This is a genomic window from Lysobacter cavernae, assembly GCF_042648505.1.
Taxonomy (GTDB): Bacteria; Pseudomonadota; Gammaproteobacteria; order Xanthomonadales; family Xanthomonadaceae; genus Lysobacter_L; species Lysobacter_L cavernae.
Map to the genome: position 1 here is coordinate 194165 of NZ_JBHRXK010000005.1, position 12628 is coordinate 206792.

A 12628-nucleotide genomic window follows, 5' to 3' on the forward strand; every position below is an offset into this window, starting at 1 on the left:
TGCCTGCAGCCCGGGCAATGAAACCCGGGCGCGGCGGCTCGGTTCAGCCGCAAAACTCCGCCTGCTGGAAGTAGCGGTCGAGTTCGCCGCGCGACTGGGCCGGCGAGTATTCCGCTGGCGCATCAGCGGCTGTGGATTCGGCGGCTTCTGTCATCGCGGCCACCGCCACGGCAACCACCGACGGTTCGCGCAGCAGTTTGCGGTGGCCCAACCCGGACGTGCTGAGCAGACGTGCCCGAGGCCAGGCCTTGGCCAGGGCCCGGCTGTCCGTGATGGGGACCTCCAGATCGTCGCCGTCGTGGACCAGCAGCAGCGGCGGTACGGTGAAGTTCTGCGGCAGACCGGGCATGTCGAAGTCCGACCACGGCCTTCTTAACCGCTGTTCGGTCCGTGCCCGGAAGGCGGCCATGACCGCGGCGCTGGCACCCACGGCCGCCGCGAACGGCGCCGAATACCGATCCGGGAACACGAATGGAGCCAGAAACACCAGACGCGGCGGCGGCGCCCAGCCGTCGCGGATTGCCAGGGCTGTGGCGGTGCAGCCACTGGAGTGCGCGATCAAGCCGATGACCGGAGCGCCGGCCCTGGCGACTTCACGCAAGGCCGCGGCGAACTCGATGAAGCTGACCCGCCGACCGCCGAGCCGGCTGGAGTCGGACTCGCCGTGAGCCGGTGCGTCGAAGGCCAGCACACGCAGGCCCGCGGCCAGCAGCGGTTCGACGAAGGCGCACATCTGCGCGGCGCGGCCACCCCAGCCATGCACCAGCAACACCGTCGGTCCTTGCCCCCACGCCCAGCCGGCGACATGGCGTCCGTGCACGCGGAACGACAGGCGCTCGCCACGGGCAAGGAACTCGGCAGCCTCGGGTCGCAACGGCAGCCTTGGCGGGGTGAACCAGAGGCGGTCGACGATACGCACCGCAAGCGGTGGGGCGAGCGTGCTCAACGCCTGCATGCCGGTGCGCAGGCTGGCGGTGCGCCAGTCGTCCTGAATCCAGGGAATGCGACGGGCGGTGGAGCGAGCTTCCGGCACGGGGAGGGACGTGGTGTTCATGGTGCTCTCCTTCATGAATATGTGCGAACGATCGTGCTAATTTTGGGCGCGCCAACACGCGGCAAACTGCGTTCAACGGGTGGGAAAGTAGGAGCGGAACAGCCGGTCAAGTGCACGGCGCCCGCGTGCGACGGCCAGATCGAAGCCGAACAGGCCAGCGTCGTGGTGCACCCCCAAGGCGAGGGCGTAAATCTCGAAGGCCAGCTGTACCGGATCGGTGGCCGTGTCCAATTCGCCGGTGTCGATCGCGAGTTGGATGGCGCGTCCGAGCTCCTGACGCCAGCGCTGCTGATGCCCGACCACGCGATCGCGCAGTGCGCCGGGGCGGTCGTCGTACTCGCTGGCGGCGCTGAGCAGCAGGCAGCCGCCTTCCGACTGGCGGGCCCAGTCGAACCAGGCCTGACCGATGGCGCGCAGCCGCGGCAGTCCACGCGGTTGCTTCAGGGCCGGCAGCAGCACGTGGGCGACGAAGCGATCGCCGGCGGCGTCGAGCACCGCCAACTGCAGCTCTTCGCGCGAGCCGAAATGGGCAAACACGCCGCTCTTCGACATGCCCACCGCCAGCGCCAGAGGGCCGATCGACAGGCCTTCCAGCCCGGCCGAGCAGGCGATGTCGTAGGCGCGATCGATGATCGAATCGCGGGTGGCGGCGCCTTTGCTGGTGGCAGTCAATGCGGACATGCGCGGAAAATAGCACGTCCGTTCGTTTTATCGGTGCCGCTCGTCGGCCGGCGCATGCCCGACCTAAGGCGGGCTGGTGGCGCCTTCACCCAAGGCGCGCACCATCTGCACCGTGTCCAGCCAGCGGCCGTGCTTGTACCCCAGGCCAGTGAAGACGCCGACCGTACGGAATCCGAGCTGTTCGTGCAGGGCGATGGAGCCGTGGTTCGAGCCGTCGCCGATGACCGCGACCATCTGCCGGAAACCGGCCGCTTCGCCCAGTTCGATGAGGCGCTGCAATACGGCACGGCCGATGCCGCGGCCTTGCAGGTCCGGCGCCACGTAGACCGTGTCCTCCACGGTCCAGCGGTAACCCTGGCGGGTGCGGTAACTGCTGAGGTAGCCGTAGCCGGCGAAGTGGCCATCCGCTTCGGCGATGAGGTATGGATAGCCTTGATCGACGATCGCGCGCCAACGGCGGGTCATCTCCACCAGGTCGGGCTCGGCGTATTCGTAGGTCGCGACGCCGTCGCGGACTTCAGTGGCGTAGAGCGCGGTGATCGCTGGCAGGTCGCCGGCGACGGCGGGGCGGACGACGATGTCCGCCCGGGCATTCAATCGCGGTAACGCTTGAGCAGATCGCCATAGGCATCGATGCGACGATCGCGCAGGAACGGCCAGATCCGGCGGACGTGTTCGCTGCGCTGCATGTCGACTTCGGCCATCAGTATCTCCGGCGTGTTGGTGTCAGCCTGCGCCAGGAACTCGCCCTGTGGGCCGAGCACGTGGCTGGTGCCCCAGAAGTCGATGCCGGCGGCATCGGCGTGCTTGTTTGCAGCAGGCGACTGCTCGTGGCCGACCCGGTTGCAGCTGAGCACCGGCAGGCCGTTGGCGACGGCATGGCCACGATGGCTCAGCACCCAAGCATCACGCTGGCGATCCTTCTCGGCCTGTTCGTCGGTCGGGTCCCAGCCGATCGCGGTGGGGTACAGCAGCAGTTCGGCCCCGGCCAGCGCCATCAGGCGCGCACCTTCCGGGTACCACTGGTCCCAGCACACCAGCACGCCGAGGCGACCGACCGAGGTCTGGATCGGCTCGAAGCCGATGTCGCCCGGGGTGAAGTAGAACTTCTCGTAGAAACCCGGGTCGTCCGGGATGTGCATCTTGCGGTATTTGCCGGCGGTCGAGCCATCGGCATCGAAGACCACCGCGGTGTTGTGGTACAGGCCGGCGGCACGCTTCTCGAACAGCGAACTCACCAGTACCACACCGTGCTGCTTGGCCAGCGCGCCCAGGCGCTGCGTGCTCGGGCCCGGAATGGGCTCGGCCAGGTCGAACTCGTTCACCGACTCGTGCTGGCAGAAGTACGGACCGTTGTGCAGTTCCTGCAGCAGCACCAGGCGTGCGCCGCGCTTGGCCGCCTCGTCCACTCGCGCCTCGATGTTGGCCAGATTGGCCTCGCGGCCGCCGTGGTCACGGTCCTGGATCAGGGCGACGGGCAGGGTGGTCTTCTTCATGGTCGACGAGGTCCGGACTAAGCGCGTCTATTGTAGGCAAGCCCCTTGGTAAGGGGCGATTCATGCCAGCGGCACGAATGGAGATCGGGGGCGATGGCGTGGGACCCAAAGATTGCAGCGCAAACTTTGGGGTCTTCTGGGCGTCAGCCCACAAGACCGACGGGCAACTGCATGGTGATGCAGTGCAGGCTGCCGTTCTGCCAGATCAGGGAGCGGCACGGCACCGGCACGATCTCGCGGTCCGGGAATGCCGCGGCCAGCACCGCCTGCGCACGCGCGTCGGCCTCATCGCCATAGGCCGGCATCAATACGGCACCGTTGACGATGAGGAAGTTGGCATAGCTGGCGGCGAGGCGGCGGCCTTCGTCGACGATGGGTTTTGCCCACGGCAACGGGAACAGGCGGTACGGCTGACCGTCGCCTGTGCGCAGCGCAGCCAGCTCGGCCCCCATCGCCTGCAGCTCGGTGTAATGCGAGTCGTCCGGGTCGTCGCAGCTCTGGAACACGATGGCGTCGCGCGCCGCGAAGCGGGCGAGGGTGTCGACGTGGGCGTCGGTGTCGTCGCCTTCCAGGTAGCCGTGGTCGAGCCACAGCACGCGGTCCTGCTGCAGCCAGCCGGCCAGCTTGCCCGTCAGTGCTTCGCGCGTGGCCTGCGGGTGCCGCTCGTGCAGGCACTGCCAGGTGGTCAGCAGGGTGCCTTCGCCGTCGGTATCGATGGCGCCGCCTTCCAAAGCAAAATCAATGCTTTGTCGCGCACTATTAACGAATATTCCAGCATCATGCAGGCGCTCGACCAGCAGGTCGTCCTGGCTGGCGTCGAACTTGCCGCCCCAGCCGGTGAAGCGGAAATCGAGCAGGCGGAAACCGGCGCCGTTGCGCAAGGTGATCGGGCCGGAGTCACGCAGCCAGGTGTCGTCGTAAGGGGCTTCGACAAAGCGCACGCGCGTCATGTCGATGCGTGCCGAGGACAGGCGGGCGCGGGCGTAGGCCTCGACGTCCTCGTCGGCCACGCAGATGATCGCCGGCTGGAAACGGGTGATCGCCGCGACCAGCGCGATGTAGGTTTCCTCGACCTCGCCCAGGCGATCGGCCCAGTCGGTGTCGGCATTCGGCCAGGCGATCAGGACCGCGGACTGGGATTCCCACTCCGCGGGGAGGCGCAATACTTGTTCGTTCATCGTCTCAGCGAATGGGCGGCTTCGGGCCGATTTCCTCGGCGCTGGCCTTGTTGGCGACCACGTCGATCACCTTGTTCTTCTCGAAGTACACGGTGAAATCCGGGTACACCCAGCGGTTGATGGTGGGCCACTGCCGTTTTTGCCCGCCTTGGGCATCCAGCTTTTCGGCCGGAGCGCCGTAACTGGCCTCGACCTGCGCCATCGACTGGCCCCGGGCCGGCATCGCGGCCAGGTTTTCCTCCTGGACGCGCTCGACCAGCAGGGTATCGGCCGAAGCCACGCCGGACAGGGCGAGCAACGCGGACAGCACGACAGTGGCGGAACGGTGTTTCGTGGCGTTCTTCATGGCGAGCCCCCTCGTTGGATGAACGCGATTGTACGCGCAACCCCGGAGCGGGCGGCAGCGCGCCACCGTCACGTTTTGACGAATCGGGGCAGGGCCCAGATGCAGAAAGGCCGCCTGACGGCGGCCCTTCGTCTTGCTCGGTCGAGCGAGATTCTTAGCGCTGACGCGCCTTGAAACGCGGGTTCGACTTGCAGATCACGAAGACCTTGCCACGGCGGCGGACGACCTTGCAGTCGCGGTGACGGGTCTTCGCCGACTTCAGAGAGGACAGGACCTTCATGACAGACTCCGGCAACAGGGATGGAACGAAGCCGGCGATTCTAGCGGGTAATTCCTTCGCCGATCAAGCGTTTGCGCCAAAAAAGTTCAACCCGGGTCGAATTTGTGGTTCGGGGCCTCGAAATTGGTCGCTCCACGCAATAATGTCGACATGAACAGCGCAGATTCCCACAGCAGTATTCCCGTGCTCACCATCGACGGCCCCTCGGGCTCGGGCAAGGGCACCATCAGTCGCCTGGTCGCACAGCGACTGGGCTGGCATTACCTCGATTCCGGGGCCTTGTATCGGGCGGTCGGCGTGGCGGCCGGCTGGGCCGACCTCGATCTGGCCGACCCGGCAGCCCTGGTCCGCTGCACTTTCGATACCCAGGTCGGGTTCCGCGACGACGGCCCGGGCGAGCCGCGGGTCATCGTCAACGGCGTCGACGCCACCAACGAGTTGCGCACCGAAACCGCCGGTGCCGCCGCATCGGCGATTGCTGCGATCCCCGAGGTCCGGGCGGCCCTGAAGGACCGCCAGCGCGCCTTCCGGCAGCCGCCGGGGCTGGTCGCGGACGGCCGCGACATGGGCACGGTGATCTTCCCGGACGCCTCTTTCAAGGTGTTTCTGACCGCCAGCGCCGAGGAAAGGGCGGAAAGACGCTATAAGCAGTTGAAAGACAAGGGGGTTTCCGTTAATTTAGATGGTCTGCTGCGGGAGATCCTCGCCCGCGACGCCCGCGACGCCAGTCGTGCGGTGGCACCGTTGCGGCCGGCCGAAGACGCCGTCCGCATCGACACCACCGGCCTTGGCATCGATGAGGTCGTCGAGCGCGTGCTGGCGTTGCTGCCGGCGCGTTGAATGCAAGGCGTCAACGCCGAGCGCGGTCCGAACGCAGCAGAACAACGCAGTAAAAGCCCCGTCGCAATCCCGCGGCGGTTCAACCAACGACACATGGCGTGGCTGCATCGCGCCACATAACGGGTGGGTCGACCACGTGCTGCTTGTAGTTGTCCACGACGGACAACCCTGACAGCCGGTGCGGCCCGTGTGTTCAACCGAGTATTTTTCAATGACCGAATCATTTGCCGAACTGTTTGAGCAGAGCCAGACCAATCTGGCCAAGCTGAAGCCGGGTGCCATCGTCACCGGCGTCGTCGTGGAAGTCCGCGGCGACGTGGTGGTGATCAACGCCGGCCTGAAGTCCGAAGGCATCGTGCCGATCGAACAGTTCCGGAACGATGCCGGCGAGATCGACGTGGGCGTGGGCGACGAAGTCAAGGTCGCGCTCGACTCGATCGAGAACGGCTTCGGCGAGACCGTCCTGTCGCGCGAGAAGGCCAAGCGCGCCATGGTGTGGGACGAACTCGAGGAAGCCCTCGAGAAGAACGAGACCATCACCGGCCGCATCAGTGGCAAGGTCAAGGGCGGCTTCACCGTCGACATCAAGGACGTGCGCGGCTTCCTGCCGGGCTCGCTGGTCGACGTGCGCCCGGTGCGCGACTCGACCTACCTGGAAGGCAAGGAGCTTGAGTTCAAGCTGATCAAGCTGGACCGCAAGCGCAACAACATCGTCGTCTCCCGCCGCGCGGTGGTCGAGAGCGAGCACTCGGAAGAGCGCGAGCAGCTGATGGAGAAGTTGGTCGAGGGTGCGATCCTGAAGGGTGTGGTCAAGAACCTCACCGACTACGGCGCGTTCGTGGACCTGGGCGGCATCGACGGCCTGCTGCACATCACCGACATGGCCTGGAAACGCGTGCGCCATCCGTCCGAAGTCGTGGAAGTCGGCGCAGAGCTCGACGTGCGCGTGCTCAAGTACGACCGCGAGCGCAACCGCGTCAGCCTCGGCCTCAAGCAACTGGGCGAGGATCCGTGGGACAACATCGCCCGTCGCTACCCGGCCAACACCCGCGTGTTCGGCAAGGTCTCCAACGTCACCGATTACGGCGCGTTCGTCGAGATCGAACCGGGCGTCGAAGGCCTGGTGCACGTGTCCGAGATGGACTGGACCAACAAGAACGTCAACCCGTCCAAGATCGTGCAGGTCGGTGACGAGGTTCAGGTCATGGTCCTGGACGTCGACGAGGAGCGTCGCCGCATCTCGCTGGGCATGAAGCAGGTCAGCTCGAACCCGTGGGAGACCTTCGCGGCCATCCACAAGAAGGGCGACAAGGTCGAAGGCCAGATCAAGTCGATCACCGACTTCGGCATCTTCATCGGCCTGGACGGCGGCATCGACGGCCTGGTCCACCTGTCCGACATCAGCTGGAACACCACCGGCGAAGACATCGTGCGCAACTTCAAGAAGGGCGACACGCTGGAGGCCGTGGTGCTGGCCGTCGATCCGGAGCGCGAGCGCATCAGCCTCGGCGTCAAGCAGCTCGAGCAGGACCCGATGGGCCAGTTCGTGGCGTCCAACGCCAAGGGCTCGATCATCAAGGGCGTGGTGAAGGAAGTCGACGCCAAGGGCGCGACGATCGAGCTCGACGGTGGCATCGAGGGCTACATCGCCGCTCGCGACATCGCCAAGGAGCGCGTCGAGGATGCCTCGCATTACCTGAAGGTCGGTCAGGAAGTCGAAGCCAAGATCATTGGCAACGACCGCAAGGGCCGCAGCATGCAGCTGTCGATCAAGGCCAAGGACGAAGCCGAGCAGCAGGAGGCGCTGGCTGACTACAACCGCCAGTCGTCGGATGCCTCCAGCGGCACGACCAAGCTGGGCGCGCTGCTGCGCGAGCAGCTTGGCAACAAGTCCGAGTAAGTTGGCCTTGTAATCCAGGCTGATGCTTTTGTTTTGAAGTACCACGGGGACGGCCCGGCTTCGGCCGGGTCGTCTTCTGTCAGTACCCCGGTGCCTGGCACCAAGCATTGAAAGAGCGCCCGTATCTCGCCCATGACCAAGTCAGAACTGATCGAGATCCTTTCGCAACGTCAGGCCCATCTGAAGGGCGAGGACGTGGATCTTGCGGTGAAGGCCTTGCTCGAGATGATGGGCGGCGCGTTGTCCGGCGGCGAGCGGATCGAGATCCGCGGCTTCGGCAGTTTTTCCCTGCATTACCGTCCTCCGCGCCTGGGGCGCAATCCGAAGACCGGTGAGTCGGTGGCGTTGCCTGGCAAGCACGTGCCGCACTTCAAGCCCGGCAAGGAACTGCGTGAGCGCGTCAGCGGTGCTGCGCCGCTGGACGAAGCCGACTGATCCGCGCATTGGACGTCTGGACCTGCACGCGAGGTCCGTTAAGCTAATGTCGACCACTGCGCTCCTTCGGAGGCCGTCATGCGCCTGATCCGTTTCCTCATCGCATTCGCCTGCCTTGCGCTGGGCGCCATTGTCGGTGCGCTCAACCGCGAGTCTATCCAGATTGATTTCGGGATCGGAAGCGTGGCCACCAACCTGGGCGTGGCCTTGATCGTGGCCCTGCTGGTTGGCGTCCTCGTCGGCGGCCTGGCGATCAGCGCGAGCATTGTCCTGCCGCTGCGCCGCCGTCTGGCCCGCGCCGAGCGCCAGCGCACCCCTCCCGTCCCCGATACTGGAACCTGAGGCATGGCCTTCATCAGTGAGTGGTTCTGGTTTTTCCTGCTGCTGCCGATCGCGGCGGTCAGTGGTTGGGTGATCGGTCGCCGCGGTGGCGAGCGGCACAGCGACACCCAGGTCAGCCGTCTTTCGACGACCTACTTTCGCGGTTTGAACTATCTGCTCAACGAACAGCCGGACAAAGCGATCGAGCTGTTCCTGCATATCGCCGAGTTGGACAAGGACACTTTCGAGACCCAGGTGGCACTCGGTCATCTGTTCCGTCGCCGTGGTGAGGTCGATCGTGCGATCCGGTTGCACCAGGCGTTGGCACAACGCCCCGGATTGAGTGATCCGCAGAAAGTGCAGGCGCTGCTCGCCCTCGGCGAGGACTACATGCGCTCGGGCTTGCTGGACCGTGCCGAAACAGTATTCAGCGATCTGATCGCGCTCGACATGCGTGCACCACTGGCGCTGCGCCACTTGATCGGGATTTACCAGTCCGAACGCGACTGGGACAAGGCGATCGAGAACGCGCGCCGCTACGAGGAGGCCACCGGCGAACCGATGGGCAAGCTGATTGCCCAATTCGAATGCGAACTGGCCGACCGTAATCGTGCTGCCGGCGACGCCGATGCGGCCCGCGCCGCGGTGAAGCGCGCCTACGAAGCCGACGCCAACTCGGTGCGTGCCGGCATGATCGAGGGACGGATCGAGGTCGAGGCCGGCAACGATGCCAATGCGATCCGTGCGTTCGAGCGCGTCGCCCGCGTTGATCCGGACTACCTGCCGGAAATCCTGCCGGCATTGCTGGATTGCTATGAACGGGTCGGGGATGCACCGGGCGCACGGGCATTCCTTGCCGAGATGTGCGAGCACTATCGTGGCATCGCGCCGGTCCTGGCGCTGACCCGGATGGTCGAGGCCGAGGAAGGGGTGCCCGCGGCGCGCGCCTATCTGGCGCGTCAGTTGAAGGATCGCCCATCGGTGCGCGGCGAAGCCGCATTGATCGATCTGACCTTGGCCGAGGGCGCCGATCCGCAGGCGACCTTGCACGATCTCAAGCACATCACCGATCAGTTGCTGGTGCGCAATCCAAGCTATCGCTGCAACCGCTGTGGCTTCGGTGCGCGCAGCCATCATTGGCAATGCCCCAGCTGCAAGGAATGGGGCACGATCAAGCCGCTGCTGAACTACGCGGTGGTCTGACCCTGTATGTGGGCGTGGCTGGTTCTCTATTTTTGCATCGGCGTTGTGGGCACCTGGTTGGCCCGTCGTTATGCATTGAAGCAACAACTGATTGATCAGCCCGGGGAGCGGCGCAGCCATTCCACGGCCACGCCGCGCGGCGGCGGGATCGCGATCGTCATCGCACTGCTGGTCGCGGTGCTCGCCCTCGCAATCCGACGACCGCAGGACGCCCCGTTACTGGTGGTGTTCGCACTGGGGCTGGCTCTGGTCGCCGGCGTCGGCTGGATCGATGACCACCGGCCCTTGTCGCCCTGGTGGCGTTTGTCCGTGCATGTGCTGGCAGCGGCGCTGTTCGCGTTCGCCGTGGCGGACGTCCATGGTTCTCCAGCACTGGCGGTATGCGCCTTTATCGCCACCATGGCGTTGACCAATGTCTGGAACTTCATGGATGGCATCAACGGCCTGGCCGCCAGCCAGGCGATGATTGTGGGCGCTGCCATTGCTTGGCTCGTGGGAGGCAGCTGGGCGGGGCTGGGCTGGGCGCTGGCTGCTGCCTGCGCCGGCTTCCTGCCGTTCAATTTTCCGAGGGCGAGGATCTTCCTCGGCGACGTCGGCAGTGGCGCGATCGGCTTTACCGTTGCCGCGTTGCTCGTGGTCGCCTGCGCCCGGAGTGGAGCGAAGTCGGCATTACTGCTGCTGCCGTTGACCGCCTTTCTGACCGACGCCGGCTTGACCCTGCTACGCCGGGTCTTGCGGGGCGAACGCTGGTGGACAGCGCATACGCAACATGCGTACCAGGCCTGGGCGCGACGCAGAGGACATGCATGGGTCACGTTGGCCTATGCGGCCGTCACGCTGCTCTCCATTGCGTTATGGCCAAGTCTGGGCTCGTCCAGCCCTTTCTTCATCGTCTGTATCACGGCGGCGTGGTATACCTGCGCCGCTTTTTTGTGGTGGTGGCTGCAGCGTGTGTACGAACGTGCGGTCATCAAAATCTGATCGACTGGAAAGGGGCAAGGAATGAGCTCATGGCATGATCGTTGGAAAGCAGGTCTGCCGCGTCTGGCGGTGGTCGCGCACGATCTCGCCATGGTTTGGCTGGTCTGGCAGGCGTTGCACCGGTTGCGCTGGGGTGTGGTTCAAAATGCTCCGGAGATACCGCTCTGGTCTACCGAAGTTGCGCTGGTTCTGGCTGCGCAGGGATTAGTGTTCTGGCAAGTTGGTCTGTACCGCGGCCTGTGGCGCTTCGCTGGCGTGCCCGACCTTTGGAACATCCTCAAGGCCTGTGTGCTTGGCCTGTTCGCGATCGTGCTCGGCCTGTTCCTGTACAACCGGGTCGACAGCGTGCCGCGTACTGTGCTGGTGCTGTACCCGCTGGTGTTGATGGGCATGCTCGGTGCGCCGCGTCTGCTCTACCGGGCATGGAAGGACAGTGGCATGGAGCGCACCAGCAATGCTTCCGTGCGCATACTCATATTGGGGGCCGGCCATGCCGGCGAAGCGCTGGTACGAGACCTGCGCCGCTTCGGTACGTACCAGCCGGTGGGTTTTCTCGACGATGCCGCACGCCTGCGCGGCAGCAAGGTGCAAGGTGTGCCGGTATTGGGGCGCGTGGGAGATGTAGCGGAGATCTCGCGGGAAACTGCCGCGAAACTGCTGGTCATCGCGATGCCGTCCGCCGACGCGAATGCGCTGCAGCGTGTTGTGATCGCGTGCGAACGCACCGGGCTTCCGTTCCGCATGGTGCCGCGTCTGCAGGATGTGCTGGAAGGCCGTTCGCTGCCCGGTGAACTCAAGGAAGTCGCGATCGAGGATTTGCTCGGGCGCAAACCTGTACTGCCGGATTGGAAGGCCATCCGACAATGGTTGGGTGCACGTTCGGTGCTGGTCACCGGTGCCGGCGGTTCGATCGGCTCGGAATTGTGCCGGCAATGCGCACGCCACGGCGCGCGTCGCATTGCCCTGATCGAGATCGACGAGCTGGCCCTGACCACGACCGAAACCTCGCTCCGTCGTGATTTCCCCGATCTCGAGTTCATCCCGGTGCTGGGCGACTGCGGCGATCCGGCCGTGATCGCGTATGCGCTGGGACTGGCCGAGCCCGAAGCCGTTTTCCATGCGGCCGCCTACAAGCAGGTCCCGCTATTGGAACTGCAGTTGCGCGAGGCCGTGCGCAACAACGTGCTGGCCACGGAAACCGTGGCGCGCGCCTGCCGCAGCGCCGGGGTCGGCACTTTCGTGTTGATCTCCACGGACAAGGCCGTGGATCCGGTCAACGTGCTCGGGGCAACCAAGCGTCTGGCGGAAATGGCTTGCCAGTCACTGGCTGATCAGCGTTCGACGCGGTTCGTCACGGTGCGTTTCGGCAATGTGCTCGATTCCGCTGGCAGCGTCGTGCCCCTGTTCCGCGAGCAGATCCGCGCCGGCGGGCCGGTGACCGTCACCGACCCGGAGGTGACGCGCTTCTTCATGACCATCCCCGAAGCCTGCCAGTTGATCCTGCAGGCCTCGGCCATCGGCACCCACGAAGCCATCTACACGCTCGACATGGGCGAGCCCGTGCCGATCCGTCTGCTTGCCGAGCAGATGATCCGTCTCGCCGGCAAGCAGCCTGGCCGCGACATCGCCGTGATCTACACCGGTTTGCGCCCCGGCGAAAAGCTGCACGAGACCTTGTTCCATGCCGACGAGCGTTACCGGCAGACGGCCCATCCCAAGATCCTGCAGGCCGAGCCGCGTGATGTCTCGGCGACCAGTCTGGAGGCTTCCATCGGGCATTTGCGCGAGGCGTCCTTGCGATATGATCTTGAGGCCCTAGCAGGCTGCTGAAATACCTCCCACCCGCATAGACTTGTCCCATTACCGTTCTGCTTGCCCCGAGACCTTCGATGCGTGGTGCCGACGTACTGCAA

The 12628-nt window shown here is 65.3% G+C and carries 13 protein-coding genes and 1 pseudogene; 7 read left to right on the forward strand and 7 right to left on the reverse strand.

Going from position 1 to position 12628, the window contains the following annotated elements; translation table 11 throughout:
• Positions 1-43 precede the first annotated feature (43 nt).
• From ACFOLC_RS12575 to ykgO, 7 genes are all read right to left on the reverse strand, one after another.
• Positions 44-1054 (reverse strand): alpha/beta hydrolase, encoded by a 1011-nt coding sequence (locus ACFOLC_RS12575; RefSeq protein WP_386759596.1) that lies wholly within the window; start codon positions 1052-1054, stop codon positions 44-46.
• Positions 1055-1126: 72 nt separating this feature from the next.
• Positions 1127-1735, reverse strand: a complete 609-nt coding sequence (locus tag ACFOLC_RS12580) for a TetR/AcrR family transcriptional regulator (RefSeq protein ID WP_386759597.1) — start codon at positions 1733-1735, stop codon at positions 1127-1129.
• 63 nt (positions 1736-1798) lie between these two features.
• Positions 1799-2332, reverse strand: coding sequence for a GNAT family N-acetyltransferase (locus tag ACFOLC_RS12585; RefSeq protein WP_386759598.1), 534 nt, complete (start codon positions 2330-2332; stop codon positions 1799-1801).
• On the reverse strand, positions 2329-3231 hold the full coding sequence (locus ACFOLC_RS12590; protein ID WP_386759599.1) for a carbon-nitrogen hydrolase: 903 nt from the start codon (positions 3229-3231) through the stop codon (positions 2329-2331). Before ACFOLC_RS12590 ends, ACFOLC_RS12585 begins: the two co-directional genes overlap by 4 nt.
• 143 nt (positions 3232-3374) lie before the next feature.
• Complete coding sequence (locus ACFOLC_RS12595) at positions 3375-4409, reverse strand: agmatine deiminase family protein (protein ID WP_386759600.1); 1035 nt, start codon at positions 4407-4409, stop codon at positions 3375-3377.
• A 4-nt stretch (positions 4410-4413) separates the two neighbouring features.
• Positions 4414-4755, reverse strand: coding sequence for a hypothetical protein (locus tag ACFOLC_RS12600; RefSeq protein ID WP_386759601.1), 342 nt, complete (start codon positions 4753-4755; stop codon positions 4414-4416).
• 154 nt (positions 4756-4909) lie between these two features.
• Positions 4910-5035: a type B 50S ribosomal protein L36 gene (ykgO, locus tag ACFOLC_RS12605; protein WP_005913193.1), complete on the reverse strand. Its 126-nt coding sequence runs from the start codon at positions 5033-5035 to the stop codon at positions 4910-4912.
• A gap of 150 nt (positions 5036-5185) precedes the next feature.
• On the opposite strand from ykgO, the gene cmk reads away from it, so the two are divergent.
• The 7 genes and pseudogenes from cmk to ACFOLC_RS12640 all read left to right on the forward strand — a co-directional run.
• On the forward strand, positions 5186-5875 hold the full coding sequence (gene cmk / locus ACFOLC_RS12610; protein WP_386759618.1) for a (d)CMP kinase: 690 nt from the start codon (positions 5186-5188) through the stop codon (positions 5873-5875).
• 211 nt (positions 5876-6086) lie between these two features.
• Positions 6087-7775, forward strand: a complete 1689-nt coding sequence (gene rpsA / locus ACFOLC_RS12615; protein ID WP_386759602.1) for a 30S ribosomal protein S1 — start codon at positions 6087-6089, stop codon at positions 7773-7775.
• Positions 7776-7907: 132 nt separating this feature from the next.
• Positions 7908-8210 carry an integration host factor subunit beta gene (locus tag ACFOLC_RS12620; protein ID WP_386759603.1) on the forward strand — a complete coding sequence of 101 codons (303 nt, stop codon included), beginning with the start codon at positions 7908-7910 and terminating at the stop codon, positions 8208-8210.
• 78 nt (positions 8211-8288) lie between these two features.
• Complete coding sequence (locus ACFOLC_RS12625) at positions 8289-8552, forward strand: lipopolysaccharide assembly protein LapA domain-containing protein (protein ID WP_386759604.1); 264 nt, start codon at positions 8289-8291, stop codon at positions 8550-8552.
• A 3-nt stretch (positions 8553-8555) separates the two neighbouring features.
• Entirely contained in the window at positions 8556-9734 is a 1179-nt protein-coding gene (gene lapB / locus ACFOLC_RS12630; RefSeq protein ID WP_386759605.1) for a lipopolysaccharide assembly protein LapB, read from the forward strand.
• 6 nt (positions 9735-9740) lie between these two features.
• Entirely contained in the window at positions 9741-10715 is a 975-nt protein-coding gene (locus ACFOLC_RS12635) for a lipopolysaccharide biosynthesis protein (protein WP_386759606.1), read from the forward strand.
• Positions 10716-10736: 21 nt separating this feature from the next.
• Positions 10737-12533 (forward strand): annotated as a pseudogene (locus ACFOLC_RS12640) (polysaccharide biosynthesis protein); the annotation flags it as partial.
• Between the last annotated feature and the right edge of the window lie 95 nt (positions 12534-12628).

Excerpts from the sequence above, each read along its gene's own strand:
- ACFOLC_RS12590 (WP_386759599.1), bottom strand. The coding sequence starts at position 3,231 with ATGAAGAAGACCACCCTGCCCGTCGCCCTGATCCAGGACCGTGACCAC.
- ACFOLC_RS12620 (WP_386759603.1), top strand. The coding sequence starts at position 7,908 with ATGACCAAGTCAGAACTGATCGAGATCCTTTCGCAACGTCAGGCCCAT.
- ACFOLC_RS12575 (WP_386759596.1), bottom strand. The coding sequence starts at position 1,054 with ATGAACACCACGTCCCTCCCCGTGCCGGAAGCTCGCTCCACCGCCCGT.
- ykgO (WP_005913193.1), bottom strand. The coding sequence starts at position 5,035 with ATGAAGGTCCTGTCCTCTCTGAAGTCGGCGAAGACCCGTCACCGCGAC.
- rpsA (WP_386759602.1), top strand. The coding sequence starts at position 6,087 with ATGACCGAATCATTTGCCGAACTGTTTGAGCAGAGCCAGACCAATCTG.
- ACFOLC_RS12635 (WP_386759606.1), top strand. The coding sequence starts at position 9,741 with ATGTGGGCGTGGCTGGTTCTCTATTTTTGCATCGGCGTTGTGGGCACC.
- ACFOLC_RS12595 (WP_386759600.1), bottom strand. The coding sequence starts at position 4,409 with ATGAACGAACAAGTATTGCGCCTCCCCGCGGAGTGGGAATCCCAGTCC.
- ACFOLC_RS12625 (WP_386759604.1), top strand. The coding sequence starts at position 8,289 with ATGCGCCTGATCCGTTTCCTCATCGCATTCGCCTGCCTTGCGCTGGGC.
- cmk (WP_386759618.1), top strand. The coding sequence starts at position 5,186 with ATGAACAGCGCAGATTCCCACAGCAGTATTCCCGTGCTCACCATCGAC.
- ACFOLC_RS12600 (WP_386759601.1), bottom strand. The coding sequence starts at position 4,755 with ATGAAGAACGCCACGAAACACCGTTCCGCCACTGTCGTGCTGTCCGCG.
- lapB (WP_386759605.1), top strand. The coding sequence starts at position 8,556 with ATGGCCTTCATCAGTGAGTGGTTCTGGTTTTTCCTGCTGCTGCCGATC.
- ACFOLC_RS12580 (WP_386759597.1), bottom strand. The coding sequence starts at position 1,735 with ATGTCCGCATTGACTGCCACCAGCAAAGGCGCCGCCACCCGCGATTCG.